At 69.8% G+C, this 13,970-nt stretch carries 13 protein-coding genes and 1 tRNA gene; 9 read left to right on the forward strand and 5 right to left on the reverse strand.

Annotation, left to right across the window (positions count from 1 at the left end):
• Positions 1-7: 7 nt before the first annotated feature.
• Positions 8-1,291: an alpha-hydroxy acid oxidase gene (locus tag DEU36_RS13690; RefSeq protein ID WP_120264880.1), complete on the forward strand. Its 1,284-nt coding sequence runs from the start codon at positions 8-10 to the stop codon at positions 1,289-1,291.
• 118 nt (positions 1,292-1,409) lie between these two features.
• On the opposite strand, the gene DEU36_RS13695 is transcribed toward DEU36_RS13690, so the two are convergent.
• The 4 genes from DEU36_RS13695 to DEU36_RS13710 form a co-directional block, all read right to left on the reverse strand.
• The gene (locus DEU36_RS13695) at positions 1,410-2,174 is read right to left on the reverse strand and encodes an HAD-IIB family hydrolase (RefSeq protein WP_120264881.1); all 765 of its coding nucleotides are present in this window, start codon (positions 2,172-2,174) and stop codon (positions 1,410-1,412) included.
• Positions 2,175-2,235: 61 nt separating this feature from the next.
• A tRNA-Pro gene (locus DEU36_RS13700) sits at positions 2,236-2,309 on the reverse strand.
• A gap of 48 nt (positions 2,310-2,357) precedes the next feature.
• A complete protein-coding gene (locus DEU36_RS13705; RefSeq protein ID WP_120264882.1) occupies positions 2,358-3,287 on the reverse strand; it encodes a metallophosphoesterase in 930 nt (309 codons plus the stop codon).
• Positions 3,287-5,824, reverse strand: a complete 2,538-nt coding sequence (locus DEU36_RS13710) for a transglycosylase domain-containing protein (RefSeq protein ID WP_120264883.1) — start codon at positions 5,822-5,824, stop codon at positions 3,287-3,289. The genes DEU36_RS13705 and DEU36_RS13710 overlap by 1 nt, the downstream gene beginning before the upstream one ends.
• A gap of 107 nt (positions 5,825-5,931) precedes the next feature.
• Between DEU36_RS13710 and DEU36_RS13715 the strand changes: the two genes are divergently transcribed.
• The 3 genes from DEU36_RS13715 to DEU36_RS13725 all read left to right on the forward strand — a co-directional run bounded on the left by DEU36_RS13715 (position 5,932) and on the right by DEU36_RS13725 (position 8,459).
• Positions 5,932-6,153 (forward strand): DUF4177 domain-containing protein, encoded by a 222-nt coding sequence (locus tag DEU36_RS13715; RefSeq protein WP_120264884.1) that lies wholly within the window; start codon positions 5,932-5,934, stop codon positions 6,151-6,153.
• Entirely contained in the window at positions 6,150-6,617 is a 468-nt protein-coding gene (locus DEU36_RS13720; protein WP_120264885.1) for a RidA family protein, read from the forward strand. The genes DEU36_RS13715 and DEU36_RS13720 overlap by 4 nt, the downstream gene beginning before the upstream one ends.
• Positions 6,618-6,719: 102 nt before the next feature.
• Positions 6,720-8,459 carry a Na+/H+ antiporter gene (locus DEU36_RS13725; RefSeq protein WP_120264886.1) on the forward strand — a complete coding sequence of 580 codons (1,740 nt, stop codon included), beginning with the start codon at positions 6,720-6,722 and terminating at the stop codon, positions 8,457-8,459.
• Between the two features lie 39 nt (positions 8,460-8,498).
• Here the strand turns inward: DEU36_RS13725 and acs are convergent, their stop codons facing one another.
• Positions 8,499-10,463, reverse strand: coding sequence for an acetate--CoA ligase (acs, locus tag DEU36_RS13730; RefSeq protein ID WP_120264887.1), 1,965 nt, complete (start codon positions 10,461-10,463; stop codon positions 8,499-8,501).
• Between the two features lie 413 nt (positions 10,464-10,876).
• On the opposite strand from acs, the gene DEU36_RS13735 reads away from it, so the two are divergent.
• The 5 genes from DEU36_RS13735 (at position 10,877) to DEU36_RS13755 (ending at position 13,735) form a co-directional block, all read left to right on the forward strand.
• Entirely contained in the window at positions 10,877-11,893 is a 1,017-nt protein-coding gene (locus DEU36_RS13735) for a TadA family conjugal transfer-associated ATPase (RefSeq protein WP_120264888.1), read from the forward strand.
• Positions 11,890-12,792, forward strand: coding sequence for a type II secretion system F family protein (locus DEU36_RS13740; RefSeq protein WP_120264889.1), 903 nt, complete (start codon positions 11,890-11,892; stop codon positions 12,790-12,792). Before DEU36_RS13735 ends, DEU36_RS13740 begins: the two co-directional genes overlap by 4 nt.
• 90 nt (positions 12,793-12,882) lie before the next feature.
• Positions 12,883-13,083: a DUF4244 domain-containing protein gene (locus DEU36_RS13745; RefSeq protein ID WP_120264890.1), complete on the forward strand. Its 201-nt coding sequence runs from the start codon at positions 12,883-12,885 to the stop codon at positions 13,081-13,083.
• On the forward strand, positions 13,080-13,418 hold the full coding sequence (locus DEU36_RS13750) for a TadE family type IV pilus minor pilin (RefSeq protein WP_120264891.1): 339 nt from the start codon (positions 13,080-13,082) through the stop codon (positions 13,416-13,418). The genes DEU36_RS13745 and DEU36_RS13750 overlap by 4 nt, the downstream gene beginning before the upstream one ends.
• Positions 13,418-13,735: a helicase gene (locus tag DEU36_RS13755; protein ID WP_120264892.1), complete on the forward strand. Its 318-nt coding sequence runs from the start codon at positions 13,418-13,420 to the stop codon at positions 13,733-13,735. The genes DEU36_RS13750 and DEU36_RS13755 overlap by 1 nt, the downstream gene beginning before the upstream one ends.
• Positions 13,736-13,970: the final 235 nt, after the last annotated feature.

Consider the following 13,970-nt stretch of genomic DNA (forward strand, 5'->3'; position numbering starts at 1 on the left):
GAGAAACATGGTCACCCGCCAGCTGCCCAAGATCCCCGAGCTGCTCGAACTCATGCAGTTCAAAGCTCCCGACCTCAACGGTCGTCGTCGCCGGCTCTCAGCGGCCCTGACGATCGACGACCTGCGGACGATCGCGAAGCGTCGCACGCCCAAGGCCGCATTCGACTACACCGACGGTGCCGCGGAGGGCGAGATCTCGCTCGCGCGAGCGCGCCAGGCGTTCCAGGACATCGAGTTCCACCCCGACATCCTGCGTCCGGCCGAGTCGGTCGACATGTCGACGGAGATCCTCGGTGGACGTTCGGCGCTGCCCTTCGGCATCGCCCCGACGGGGTTCACCCGCCTCATGCAGACCGAGGGCGAGAGCGCCGGGGCATCTGCGGCGGGAGCCGCCGGCATCCCGTTCACCCTCTCGACGCTCGGGACGACCTCGATCGAGGGTGTGCGCGCCGCCAACCCGCATGGGCGCAACTGGTTCCAGCTCTACGTCATGCGCGATCGCGAGATCTCGTACGGTCTTGTGAAGCGGGCCGCGGAGGCGGGCTTCGACACGCTCATGTTCACCGTCGACACCCCGGTCGCCGGCGCGCGACTGCGTGACAAGCGCAACGGGTTCTCGATCCCGCCCGCCCTGACCGTCGGCACGATCGTCAACGCGATCCCGCGGCCCTGGTGGTGGATCGACTTCCTCACCACACCCAAGCTCGAGTTCGCGTCGCTGACGACGACCGGCGGCACCGTCGGCGAGCTCCTCAACGCCGCGATGGACCCGACGATCAGTTACGACGACCTCGAGGTCATCCGCGGCATGTGGCCTGGAAAGATCGTCGTGAAGGGCGTGCAGAACGTCGAGGACTCCAAGCGTCTCATCGACCTCGGCGTCGACGGCATCGTGCTCTCGAACCACGGTGGTCGCCAGCTCGACCGTGCACCCGTGCCGTTCCACCTTCTGCCCCAGGTCGTGCGCGAAGTCGGCAAGGATGCGACGGTCATGGTCGACACCGGCATCATGAACGGCGCCGACATCGTCGCCTCGGTCGCGCAGGGCGCGAAGTTCACGCTCATCGGGCGCGCGTACCTCTACGGCCTGATGGCGGGCGGTCGCCAGGGCGTCGACCGGACGATCGCGATCCTCCGCAGCGAGATCGAGCGCACGATGCAGCTGCTCGGTGTCTCGAGCCTCGACGAGCTCGAGCCGCGTCACGTCACGCAACTGCAGCGGCTCGTGCCGATCGCAGGCTCAGCGCCGCGCCGCACCGCCGCGCGCGCCAAGACCGCGTCTCGAGCCTGACGGCGGGACGCGCGGCGGGACCGACGGGCAGCAAAGCAACGGGCCCCGGAACCGGCAGTCGGTCGACTGCGGGCTCCGGGGCCCGGATGTGTTCCGCGATGTCGTCCGCGTCAGCGGGTCATCGCAGGGGGAGCGTGGGGATGAGCTGGTCGAGGAAGTCGGCGGTGTCCTCCCAGCCCTCGACCGCGTGACAGGCCACGCCCATCGCGAGCACGGGGTAGTCGTTGCCGTTCTCGTCGAGGCGGTCTCCGACGAACAGGATGTCGTCCTGGGGGATGCCGGACTGCTCGATGAGACGCGTCATGCCGTAGGCCTTGTCGATGCCGCGCTCGGTGATGTCGACGGACGTCGACCCGCCCGCGCGCACCTCGAGGTCGGGGATGCGGTCTGCCACCGCCGCGCGGAGTGCGTTCTTCTTCTCGCCGGTCGGATCCCACGCCATCTTGGCGTCGACGGGAGCCTGCTGACCCAGTGCGGAGAAGGTGATCTGCGATCCGCGGTCCTCGAGAATCGGGCCCCAGGTCTCGCTCTCCCACAGGTCGAGGCGGCGCGCTTCCTCCTCGACCGCGGCGAGGGCGCGCGACTTCTGGTCGTCGGTCAGCGACCGAGCGTAGATCGTCTCGATGCCGGCGGGGGAGAGGCGGTAATACTGCGTGCCGCACGTCGGCAGCAGGTGGAAGTGCGACAGCAGCTCGGCATCCGTCTCCGGCAGCTGGTCGACGACCTGCGCCGTGAACTGCGCGAGCTGTCCGCCCGAGATGATCGCGACCTCGACGCGGGCTGCGAGATCCAGGAGCTGGCGGCCGATGCGGGGATCGATGGCGCTCTTCGAAGGGGCGAGGGTGTCGTCGAGGTCGAAGGCGACCAGGCGGGGGATGGGCATCCGTGCTCCGTTCTCCGGTGGCGTGAAAGAGGCCCCGCCTCGCGGCGGAGCCTCTTCGCTGTCGGGGTGACAGGATTTGAACCTGCGGCCTCGTCGTCCCGAACGACGCGCGCTACCAAGCTGCGCCACACCCCGTGGCAACCCTCCAAGCTTACCCCGATCTCGTCCGGAAGACGAATCGGCTCACGCTCGCGCGCGCAGGGCGAGGACCGATGCCTCGGGGCGGCAGCCGAACCGTACGGGGGCGTAGATCGAGTGGCCGAGGCCGGCGCTGACGTTGAGCGGCACGTCGTCGGGTCCCCACGTGCTGAGCCCCCGCGCCTGGTCGAGCGGGATGTCGCAGTTGGCGACGAGAGCGCGCGACGAGAAGGGGATGCGGACCTGCCCGCCGTGCGTGTGGCCGCCGAAGATCATGTCGGTTCCCAGGTCGACGAAACGGTCGAGCACGCGACGATACGGAGCGTGGGTGACGCCGAGCGTCAGGTCAGCGCGCTTGCGACCTTCCAGAGCCGCCAGGGCGCCGGGGAGGGCGTCGAGGTCGTCCCAGTCGCGGTGCGCGTCGTCGACACCGACACCAGTGATCCGCAGTCCGGAGACGCGCACCGCAGCGGCCGCGTTGTCGAGCTCGGACCAGCCGAGGTCGTCGGTGAAGAAGGCATCCATCGCCTCGGTGTCGAGCTTCGCGGCGGTCTGGGGGTACTTCGAGGGCCCGGTGAAGTAGCGCACGGGGTTTCGCCCGCTCGGCTCGTATACGTCATTCGACCCGTGAACGAAGAACCCGGGCACTCCTCGTAGGGGAGAGAAGGCGCGACGGATGCCGTCGAGACCGCGGGCGTGCCCGAGGTTGTCACCCGTGTTGATCACCAGGTCGGGCTGCGTCTGCTCGGCGAGGTCGGCGATCCACCGCTGCTTGCGCTTCTGCCAGGGCGCCATGTGGGCATCGGAGAGGTGCAGGACGGTGATACTCGGGCTGCCCGGTGGCAGCACGTGGAGCTCGTGGCGCCGTGCGGTGAACAGGTAGCGCTCGATGCCGACTCCCCAGACGATCGCACCGCCGGCGCCCAGGGCGCCGGCGGTGGCGATCGTGGAGAGCGTCTTGTGGACGCCTGCCATCAGCAGTTCTTTGCGGTGTACTCGATGGTGATCTGCGTGCCGCGGCCGACCGCCTCGCCGGCTGCCGGGCTCGTGCCCGTCACCGTCGGCTGCGGTGGGTCGTCCTTCTCGGTACACGCCGTCGTCACGCTCGTGAAGCCCGCGGCTCGCAGTTGGCGTTCCGCCTCCTGCGGGTTGCCCGTGACCGGCGGTACCGTCGCGCCCTGACCGTTGCTCGGGGCGATGGTCACCGTCGTGCCGCCCGGGGCGCGGCCCGCACCCGGGTCCTGCGACACGATCCGGCCCTCGGGCTCGGTCGAGTCGGTGGGCTCGGCGACGTTCACCGTGAAGCCGGCCGCCTCGAGGGTGCCGCGTGCCTCGTCCACGGTCTGCCCCACGACGTTCGGCAGATCCGTCAGGACGTTCTTCGTGAGGTTCGTGTCCGGGGTCGGGAAGCGATCGCCACCGAACTTGGCGTTCGCCGCTCCCTGCATCTTCGGCCAGATCGCGTTTCGGATCTGATCGAGACGCCAGCCGTTGACGCGGTATTCGTTGAGCTTTGCGAAGCCGTCGACGTTGCCGACCCAGACCACGGTGGCGACCTTGGTGCTCGCGCCGTCCATCCACGTGTGCTCGTACTCGTGGATACCGGTCTTGCCGAACACCGGCACGCCGTCGAAGATGCGCGCGCCCTGACCCGTTGCATTCATGACGCCCTCGAGCGCGAAGGCGGCGGTGGCGGCGACGTTGGCCGAGATGGCCTGGTCGCAGCTGGTCTGCGGCGTGATGTCGGTGCCGTCGGACTTCACCGCCCGATCGATGACCTTGGGCTCGCAGCGCATGCCGCCGCCGGCGACTGCGGCGTACGCCTCCGCCATGTCGATGGGCGCGACCGCGGCGGAGCCGAGTACGTCGTAGGGGTTGTTGTTGACGTCCAGCGGGTCGCCGTTGGACTGCATGACACCCATCTTCATCGCGACCTGGTTGGTCGAGCACACCGAGATGCGCTCGGCCATCGCGAGGAAGCCGGAGTTGAGGGAGTCTTCGGTGAACTTCTTGATGGTGCCCGAGTAGCCGTTGCTGCTCTGGAAGTTGCCGATCTCGTTCTGACGGCCGCTGTTGCCGGTGCGGACGTTCTGGGTGGCGCCGTCGCAGCTGGTCAGCACGCGCTTGTTCCCGACACGGCCGTTGATCACTTCGTTGATGGAGTGACCCTGCTCGAGCCAGTTGATGAGGCTGAACACCTTGTAGGTCGAGCCCGCGGAGTGACCACCGCCGCCGTCCTGGTTGCGCACGTTGTAGTTGACGGGCGTGGTGGAGTTGTCCGACGCGACGGGCGCGAACGGACGGTTCTGCACCATCGAGAGCACACGTCCGGTGCCGACCTCGACCTGGACACCCGAGGCGCCGAGGTTCAGGCGGTCATCGGTGGCGGGAACGACCGACATCGCGTCGAGCGCGGCATCCTGCAGCTGCGGGTCGAGCGTCGTGTAGATCTTCATGCCGCCGCGGCGCAGGTTCTGCTGGCGCTCTTCGAGCGACTCGCCGAAGGCCGGGTCGTCGAGGACGATGTTGCGGACGTACTCGCAGAAGAACTCCGCGCCGGCTGCGAGCTGGCAGCCCTGCGGGCGCTCCTGGATGTTGGGGGTGATGGGCTCCGCGACGGCAGCATCCCGCTCTTCCTGCGTGATCTTCCCGTCGGAGAGCATGCGGTTCAGCACGTAGACCTGGCGGTCCTTCGTCAGCTCGTAGCCGTTCGCGGCGCCGTTCGACTCGCTGTCGGGGCGGTCGAGACGGTAGGTGTTCGGCTCCTGCACCATGCCGGCGATCGCCGCGGCCTGGCCGATCGTGAGCTGCGAAGCCGGCACGCCGAAGTAATACTGCGCGGCCGCGCCGATGCCGTAGACGGTGCCGCCGAAGTGCGCGATGTTGAGGTAGCCGAGCAGGATCTCGTTCTTCGGATACCGCTTCTCGAGCTGAATCGCGTACCGCATCTCCTGCAGCTTGCGCTCGATGCCGTCGGTGCCGGAGGAGACGGTGGTCGAGCGGAAGCACGCCTCGACCTCGTCCTGCGACTTGGCCTCCTTCTCGCACGCCTGCTGCAGCACGTTCTTGACGTACTGCTGCGTGATCGACGAGCCACCGCGGGTGTCGCCGCCGCGCAGGTTGCCGAACACGGCGCTGGCGGTGCCGAGCAGGTCGACGCCGCCGTGGGTGTAGTAGTTCTTGTCCTCACTCGAGGTGATCGCGTCGAACATGACCGGCGCGACCTCGTCCCACGTGACCGGGATGCGGTTCTGGTCGTAGAACTGGGTCATGAGGACGTCGTTGCCGTCGGCGTCCTTGCGGTAGAACTCGGTCGGCAGCATGAGCTCGTCGACTTCGAGATAGCTCGGCATGTTGTCGAAGACGTCGATCGCGCTGGTCGCGGCGTAACCCGACACGGCGATGGCGGGGGTCACGGTGGCGGTGACGAGGATCCCGGCCACAGCGCTCAGGCCGACCAGGCCGGCGAGACCGCCGAGCACACCGGTGGCCGTGCGTTTCTTGTGAGGCATAGGGTGATCGTAAGCGAGATACCTGGGCATCCGCCTCAGGACCACCCCTTGCGCGCGTGCCTCCGCGCATGTCGGCGCGCGAGCGACAGCCACAGAACGGAGCCCCGATGACGACGTGGGAGTACCTCACGACGCCCCTGCTGATCCACAACACGGCGGCGATCCTGAACAACTGGGGCAAGCAGGGCTGGGAGCTCGTGCAGGTCGTTCCCGGCCCCGAGGGCGGGCTCGTGGCGTACTTCAAGCGGCCCGTCGGCGGGGGAGCGGCCAACGCCGGTCTCGGTGCCGCCCATCAAGCGGCCCAGCAGTTCGAGGGGACGGGCTCATGAGCGTCTCGGCACGCCTGGCCGAACTCGGCATCCAGCTTCCTCCGGTCGTCCCGCCGGTCGCGGCCTACATCCCGGCGACCGAGCACGACGGACTCGTCTACACCTCGGGGCAGCTGCCCATGATCGACGGTTCGCTTCCCGCGACCGGCAAGGTGGGCGTGGGTGAGGGGCTCGTCACGGCCGACACCGCCAAGCAGCTCGCTCGTCAGTGCGCGCTCAACGCCATCGCCGCCGCGGCGGACGTGGCTGGCGGTGTCGACAACCTCGCTCGGGTCGTCAAGGTGACCGGCTTCGTGGCATCCGTTCCGGAGTTCACGGGACAGCCCGGCGTCATCAACGGCGCGAGCGAAACGCTCGGCGAGATCTTCGGCGACGCCGGACGTCACGCGAGGTCGGCGGTCGGCGTTCCCGTGCTGCCGCTTGATTCGCCCGTCGAGGTCGAGGTCGTCTTCGCGCTCGTCTGATCCTCGGGCGCTCCGCCCATCGCGAACCGAGGGTGAAACACCGCCCGTGGGGTGGTCCGCGGCCCTACGCTCTGGTGTGGACCACGCGGAAAGGCGGTAGGGATGCAGGGACTCGAGGTCACGGTTCTGCTGGGCATCGCCCTTCTGGTCGGAACCGTTCTGGCTCCGCGGCTGCGCGTGGCTACTCCGCTGGTGCTGCTCGTGATCGGGCTGCTGCTCGGCTTCGTGCCCGAGCTGCGGGCGATCGAACTGCCTCCCGAGACGGTGCTGCTGCTCTTCCTCCCGGTGCTGCTGTTCCGCGAGGCCTGGACGACGTCGCTGCGCTCGGTGCGCCGGTCGCTCCGGTACATCGTGCCGATGAGCACTCTGCTCGTCGTCGCCTCGGCGTTCGCCGTCGCGGCGGTCGCGACGTGGCTGGGCGTGCCGTGGGAGGCCGCGCTCGTGCTCGGCGCCGCGGTCGCCCCGCCTGATGCCACCGCTGTGGCCGCCCTCGGACGACTGCTCCCGCCCCGCACGTTCATGAAGCTCAAGGCCGAGAGCCTGACCAACGACGGCACGGCTCTCGTGCTGTACGCCATCGCCGTCTCGCTTCTGCTCGGCGACCAGGTCAGCGCCCTCTCCATCACGGGGATGGTGCTGCTGTCGTACCTCGGCGGGGCAGCGGCGGGCATCGCCGTCGCCGCTCTCGCGTTCCTCGCGCTGCGACGGATGCAGTCGACCCTGACGATCAACCTGACGCTGCTGCTCGTCCCCTTCGTCGCTTTCCTCGTCGCCGAGCTGATCGAGGCATCGGGCGTCCTCGCCGTCGTCTTCGCGGGGCTCATCGTCGCCTGGGTGTCGCCGCGCATCACGACCGCCATGTCGCGCCGCGCAGCCGATGCCACGTGGCCGTTCGGGGTGTACCTGCTCAACGGCGCGCTGTTCGTGCTGATCGGGCTCGAGGTGCAGCTGGTGCTGCATGAGATCTCGCCGTCGGAGATCGGCATCCTGCTCCTCGTCACCGTTGCGGCGTGGATCGCCCTGTTCGTCGTCCGCTACCTCTTCCAGTGGCTGTTCTCGCCCTTCTCGCGGCCGGCGGCCGGGTCGAGCCGATCGCTCCGTCATCGCTCACGGGTCGTGAGCACCGTGTCGGGGTTCCGCGGCGCCGTGTCGCTCGCGATCGCCCTCTCGGTGCCGATCACGACAGCATCGGGTGAACCGGTCGAAGGGCGCGACTCGATCGTGTTCGTCACCGCGGGGGTCATCGTGCTCACCCTGCTCGTGCAGGGGCCGCTGCTTCCCGCCGTCATCCGCTGGGCGAAGCTGCCCGCCGACGACGCGGCGATCGAGGAGTACGAGCTCGCCCAGCGAGCGATCTCCGGTGCCGCCCTGGCCGCCCTCGACGACCTCGCCGCCGAGCACGGGGTCAGCGACCGCGTGCGCGACCGTGCGCGCCATGAGGGGTACGAGCGCCTCGAGCTGGCGAATGCGCGGGCCGTCGCGCGGCTGCGAGCCGCCGAGGAACGCGACGCCGATCCCGATGTCGACGGCGAGCCGGATCACGCGGATGCCTCGCGCATGGGCCCCGTGCCACCCGGGCCGGTCGATGGCGACGGGCACCGGCCCGCGCCGCAGCTGGAGATGCTCGCCGTCAGCGACGACATCGACCTCACGCAGCGCTCGCCGCTCATCCGGCACAAGGAGGCGACGCGGCTCCGACTGGCGATGCTCGATCGCAAGCGCGAGGTGCTGCTGCGCCTGCGGCGCGACGGCACGATCGACGATCTGGTGGCACGCCGCATCCTCGCCGACCTCGACATCGAGGAGATCCGGGCCCGCGGACTCGATCGCGACGCCGAGTGACGCGCCTCGCGCCGCCGTGGGGCGGCGCGAGGCTGCGGGCTACTTCAGCTGAGCGCTGATGACCGACATGACCGCGGTGTCGGCGAGTGTCGTCGTGTCGCCGACCTCGCGACCCTCGGCGACATCCCGCAGCAGGCGTCGCATGATCTTGCCCGATCGGGTCTTCGGCAGCTCGCCGACGATGTAGACGTCGCGGGGCCGTGCGATAGGTCCGATCTGCTCGCCGACCCACTGCCGGAGCGAGGTCGCGAGGCCGTCGGGGGAGTGCGCGTCGAGGTAGCTCTGCTTGATGATGACGAACGCCACGACGGCCTGTCCCGTGGTCTCGTCGGAGGCGCCGACCACGGCCGCCTCGGCGGTCGACTCGTGCGCGACGAGCGCGGACTCGATCTCGGTCGTCGACAGGCGATGGCCCGAGACGTTCATGACGTCGTCGACGCGTCCCATGAGCCAGATGTCGCCGTCGTCGTCGAGCCGCGCGCCGTCGCCGGCGAAGTAGTAGCCCTGCTTCTGGAACTTCTCCCAATACGTCTCGACGAAGCGGTCGGGGTCGCCCCAGATGCCGCGCAGCATGCTCGGCCAGGGCTCGGTGATGACGAGCAGCCCGCCGTTGCCCTCGCCCACGCGGTTGCCCTCCTCGTCGACCACATCGATCGAGATGCCGGGCAGCGCGACCTGCGCCGATCCGGGCTTGGTCTCGGTAACCCCCGGCAGCGCGGAGATCATGATCGCGCCGGTCTCGGTCTGCCACCACGTGTCGACGATCGGTGCCTTCTTGCCGCCGATGACCTTGCGGTACCACATCCACGCCTCGGGGTTGATGGGCTCGCCCACCGATCCGAGCAGGCGGATGCTCGACAGGTCGTACTGCGCCGGGACCTGACGGCCGACCTTCATGAACGAGCGGATCGCGGTGGGGGCGGTGTAGTAGATCGTCACCCCGTACTTCTGGATGATCTCCCACGAGCGTCCGGAGTGAGGGGTGTCGGGGGTTCCCTCGTACAGCACCTGGGTCGCGCCGTTCGCGAGCGGGCCGTACGTGACGTAGCTGTGCCCGGTGACCCACCCGATGTCGGCGGTGCACCAGTAGACGTCGGTCTCGGCGTGCAGGTCGTGGACGACGCGGTTGGTGAACGCGGCCTGCGTCAGGTAGCCGCCGGAGGTGTGCAGGATGCCCTTCGGCTTACCCGTCGTCCCCGACGTGTACAGGATGAACAGCGGGTTCTCGGCGGGGAACGCCTGCGCCTCGTGATCCGGGGATGCCGCGGGCACGACGTCGTGCCACCACAGGTCGCGCCCGTCGTTCCACTCGATGTCGTTGCCGCCGCGGCGCACCACGATGACGTGCTCGACGGTGAGCTGCGGACCGGCGCCCCGGTCGGACAGCGCCTGGTCGACGGCCGGCTTGAGCGGCGAGACCTTGCCTTTGCGGTAGCCGCCGTCGGCGGTGATGACGAGCTTGGCCCCGGCGTCGTCGATGCGGGTGCGGAGGCTGTCGGCGGAGAACCCGCCGAACACGACCGAGTGCACCGCGCCGACCCGGGCGACGGCGAGCATCGCGGCGACGGCCTCGGGGATCATCGGCATGTAGATGGCGACGCGGTCGCCCTGCTCGATCCCGAGCCCGGTGAGGACGTTGGCGAGACGCTTGACCTCGTCGGTGAGCTCGCCGTAGGTCACGGCGCGGTCATCGCCCGGCTCGCCCTCCCACAGCAGCGCGACACGGTCGCCGAGACCTGCCTCGACGTGACGGTCGAGGCAGTTGTAGGCGACGTTCAGCTCGCCGTCGGCGAACCACTCTGCGAACGGGGGATTGGACCAGTCGAGCACCTGGGTGAAGGGCTTGTGCCAGTGCAGCTCACGGGCCTGGTCGGCCCAGAAGCCCTCGCGGTCGGCTGCGGCGCGCTCGTAGAGCTCCGCGGTGCCGACGGCGGATGCGGCGAACTCGGGCGACGGCGCGAAACGCCGGGTCTCGGTCAGCAGGTGGTCGATCTGGCTGCTCATACGGCACGCTCCTTCGCGGTCGATGGCGCCGCGCACGGCGGCGTGCGGTCAATCTAGACCGCGACGAGATCAGGAGACTACCGCCGATAGTGGGTGGTCGTGTCACGCCATGCATGGCGTTGCCTGATTGGGTCGCATCGGGTTCGGGAGATAAGCTGATCGACGGCTGCGACATCGTTCGCGCCCGTGGCGGCCCGACCTACCCCCCAAGCGGCGGGACGTTGCGTGGACGGCACCCCTATCCCCCAATGTGGGGTGCCGTCCTTCTTCTTTTCCTCGGGGGAGCGACTCACTCGCACGGAAGGCGACGGGTTCCTCGTCGAGACTTCTCCCCAGCGCGGCACCGATCTGAGCTGTCCCCTGTTCGGGCACGTGGGTCGGCTGACGGTTCTGACCGTTCCTAATGTCGGGGCATGGCATCAGCATTCGTCGTCGCACCGCGCTCGGGCTCCGTTGTCGCCGCACGGCGCGAACCGACATCGCCAGCGAAACCACGGCGCCAGCTTCCCGCCGACGCGGCGCTCGATCCGTTGCGTGAGCATCTGCTCGACCCGGATGCGACGGATGTCTTCGTCAACGGCGAACGCGGTGTCTTCGTCGACCGTGGTGGCGGCGCCGAGGCCGTTGAAGGGTGGCGCCCGAACGAGGCGGAGGTGCGTGCGCTCGCCGTGGCGTTGATCGCCCTCGGCGGACGTCATCTCGACGATGCGACTCCCTGTGCCGACGTGCGGTGGGCCGGCGGTATCCGAGTGCACGCGGTGCTGGCGCCGGTGGCCTGCGAAGGCTCCGCGATCTCGATTCGGCTTCCGGCGGTCGAGCAACTGAGCCTGGCCGAACTCGAGCAACGCGGGATGTTCGACGCCACGGTCGCCGAGGACCTCCGCCGACTCGTCGCGGATCGGACCAATCTCCTCGTCACGGGGGCGACGGGCGCCGGGAAGACGACGCTTCTCGCGGCGTTGCTGTCAGCCGCGAGGCCGACCGAACGGATCGTGACGATCGAGGATGTCGCCGAGCTGCGGCTCGACCATCCGCACCATGTCCGGCTCGAGGCGCGCCAGCCCAATCTCGAGGGCGCCGGGGCCGTGCCGCTCGCTCGGCTGGTGCGGGAGGCGCTCCGCATGCGACCCGATCGGCTCGTGGTGGGCGAGTGCCGCGGTGAAGAGGTCCGCGAGTTGCTGACCGCCCTCAACACGGGCCATCACGGCGGAGCGGGGACGGTGCACGCGAGCGGTCTCGCTGACGTCCCGGCCCGGCTCGAGGCGCTCGGTGCGCTGGCGGGGCTCGACGATCACGGCGTCGCCCGACAGGTGGTGAGCGCGATTGGCGCGATCATCCATGTCGGTCATGTCGACGGCGCGCGACGCGTCACGGGGATCGCCCGGCCGGTCCTTCGAGGCGGAAGACTCGGGATCGAGGAGCGGGCGTGAAGCGGCGGTGGCGGCGGGCCCATTCCGCGGCTGAAGCGGATGCCGCGGCGGTGGCTGGTGTTGCCCCGGCCCTGCACCGTCTCGCTGTGCTGCTCGAAGCCGGTATCGCGCCCGACAGGGCTTGGGAACATCTGGCGGCGTCGGGCGACTCGGCACCTCGCCGCGTGGACGAGCGACGTCGGGCGGGTGAACCGCTCACCGGTGCCATTGCTGCCGAACCCGGAGCCTGGCGAGAGGTCGCCACTGCCTGGCATGTCGCGACGACCGTGGGAGCGCCGCTTGCGCGCACGCTGCGAGGGATGGCCGAGGCGCTGCGCGACGCCGAGCAGGCCCGTGATGACATTCGCGTCGCGCTCGCCGAGCCCACAGCCACGGCGCGCCTCGTGGGATGGTTGCCGCTCGTCGCTGTCGGGCTCGCCCTCCTGCTCGGCTTCGACGTCGTCGCCACGGTGCGCCATCCCGTCGGCGCGACGTGCCTCGTCGTCGGCGCGCTGCTGATGGCGACAGCGCACCTGTGGACCCGTCGCCTCGTCGCCCGAGCCCGACCCGTGGGCGGTGTCCCCGGGATGTCCGCCGAACTGCTAGCGATTGCGCTGTCGAGCGGTGTGTCGACCCGCCGGGCAGAGGAAGTCCTGGCGTCCGTCGACGTCGCGCTTGCGCCAGCGGACCGGGAGGTCCTCGGACTCTCGACCGCGGCCGGGGTGCCCGCGGTCGACCTGCTGCGCGCGACCGCAGACCTGGAGCGTCACCGTGCCCGCATCGAGGGCCGGATGAGGGCGGCGCAGCTGACATCACGGCTCTTGCTGCCGCTCGGAGTGTGCACGCTGCCCGCGTTCCTCCTCATCGGCGTGGCACCGATGCTCCTCAGCGCGATGAGCAGCACCTCGGTGCCGCTGTGATGTCGCGACATCCGCGCGGGTTCGACCGCGCCAGACCAGACCGTGCCCACCGTGCCCATGACGAACACCTGACAACCGAACGGAGCAGACATGACCCCATCCCTTCCCCGACTGACGCGCACGCGCGCCGCACAGCTGTTCGCCGACGAATCCGGCGCCGCGACCGCCGAGTACGCCATCGCGACGATGGCCGCCGTCGCCTTTGCCGGCTTGCTGGTGATCATCATGCGCAGCGACGAGGTGCGCGGCATCCTCACCGACCTCGTGCGGCGGGCGTTGACCGTCGAATGAGACTCCGCCGAGACGATCGCGGCTCGGTCGCCGCCGAGTTCGCGGTCGTCGTCCCGGCGGCGATGCTTCTGGTGCTGCTCGCCGTCGCCGCGTTGGCGGCGGCGGGCACGCAGATCCGCCTCGAGCACGCGGCGGCGCAGGCGGCGCGGCTCATCGCGCGGGGCGAGGATGCCGGGCGGGCGGCGGCCGCCGTTCAGACAGCGGTCGGGGGCGCGGCGCTCGACGTCCGATCCGACGGGGACCTCACGTGCGCGACAGCGACCGCGGGCCACGGCATCCCTCTGCCCCTGCCGCCGCTGCGCGCGGAAGCCTGCGCGCTGTCGGGCGGGCTCTGATGGCGGGGGTTGTCACCGCCGTCGGCGTTCTGGCGGTGACGGGGACGGTCGCCGCGGGCTGCGCCCTCGCCGGAGCCGCCGCGATCCAGTCGGCGCGGGTGTCTGCCGTCGCCGACACGGCGGCGCTCGCCGCAGCCGACGCCGCGCTCGGGTTCGCCGGGGGAGTGCCGTGCGACCGAGCCGCGCAGGTCGTCGCTCGGTCGGGGCACGCGCTCGCCGCATGCGAGATGGATGGCGTGGTCGCGACCGTCCTGGTCGAGTCGACGGCCGGAGTGTTCGCCATTCAGGCGCGCTCTCGAGCGGGCCCGCCGGAATGATCCCATCGATGTCGCGATCGCCATCGCGCACCTTCCATCCGGGAGAGCGGCCCGGTCGCTTCAGCCACCGGGCCTGGCCGAGTGGGACTGATCAGGAACCGCCGGCGTGCTGCGATCGTATGGGTGTCGCGCATTCGATGCTCAGCCGTCATCCGCAATGCGTGGTTCCGTATGCCGGCGCCCCCGTGCAGCCGGCGGTCGCATACGGCCCACCCGAGGGTGTATTCCGCGGGCA

This window comes from Microbacterium sp. AG238 (assembly GCF_003610405.1).
Classification (GTDB): Bacteria; Actinomycetota; Actinomycetes; order Actinomycetales; family Microbacteriaceae; genus Microbacterium.

What these genes read in the sequence shown, in the direction of transcription:
- acs (WP_120264887.1), bottom strand. Translation starts at nt 10,463, where the DNA reads ATGAGCAGCCAGATCGACCACCTGCTGACCGAGACCCGGCGTTTCGCG.
- DEU36_RS13715 (WP_120264884.1), top strand. Translation starts at nt 5,932, where the DNA reads ATGACGACGTGGGAGTACCTCACGACGCCCCTGCTGATCCACAACACG.
- DEU36_RS13710 (WP_120264883.1), bottom strand. Translation starts at nt 5,824, where the DNA reads ATGCCTCACAAGAAACGCACGGCCACCGGTGTGCTCGGCGGTCTCGCC.
- DEU36_RS13690 (WP_120264880.1), top strand. Translation starts at nt 8, where the DNA reads ATGGTCACCCGCCAGCTGCCCAAGATCCCCGAGCTGCTCGAACTCATG.
- DEU36_RS13725 (WP_120264886.1), top strand. Translation starts at nt 6,720, where the DNA reads ATGCAGGGACTCGAGGTCACGGTTCTGCTGGGCATCGCCCTTCTGGTC.
- DEU36_RS13720 (WP_120264885.1), top strand. Translation starts at nt 6,150, where the DNA reads ATGAGCGTCTCGGCACGCCTGGCCGAACTCGGCATCCAGCTTCCTCCG.
- DEU36_RS13705 (WP_120264882.1), bottom strand. Translation starts at nt 3,287, where the DNA reads ATGGCAGGCGTCCACAAGACGCTCTCCACGATCGCCACCGCCGGCGCC.
- DEU36_RS13750 (WP_120264891.1), top strand. Translation starts at nt 13,080, where the DNA reads ATGAGACTCCGCCGAGACGATCGCGGCTCGGTCGCCGCCGAGTTCGCG.
- DEU36_RS13755 (WP_120264892.1), top strand. Translation starts at nt 13,418, where the DNA reads ATGGCGGGGGTTGTCACCGCCGTCGGCGTTCTGGCGGTGACGGGGACG.
- DEU36_RS13735 (WP_120264888.1), top strand. Translation starts at nt 10,877, where the DNA reads ATGGCATCAGCATTCGTCGTCGCACCGCGCTCGGGCTCCGTTGTCGCC.
- DEU36_RS13745 (WP_120264890.1), top strand. Translation starts at nt 12,883, where the DNA reads ATGACCCCATCCCTTCCCCGACTGACGCGCACGCGCGCCGCACAGCTG.
- DEU36_RS13695 (WP_120264881.1), bottom strand. Translation starts at nt 2,174, where the DNA reads ATGCCCATCCCCCGCCTGGTCGCCTTCGACCTCGACGACACCCTCGCC.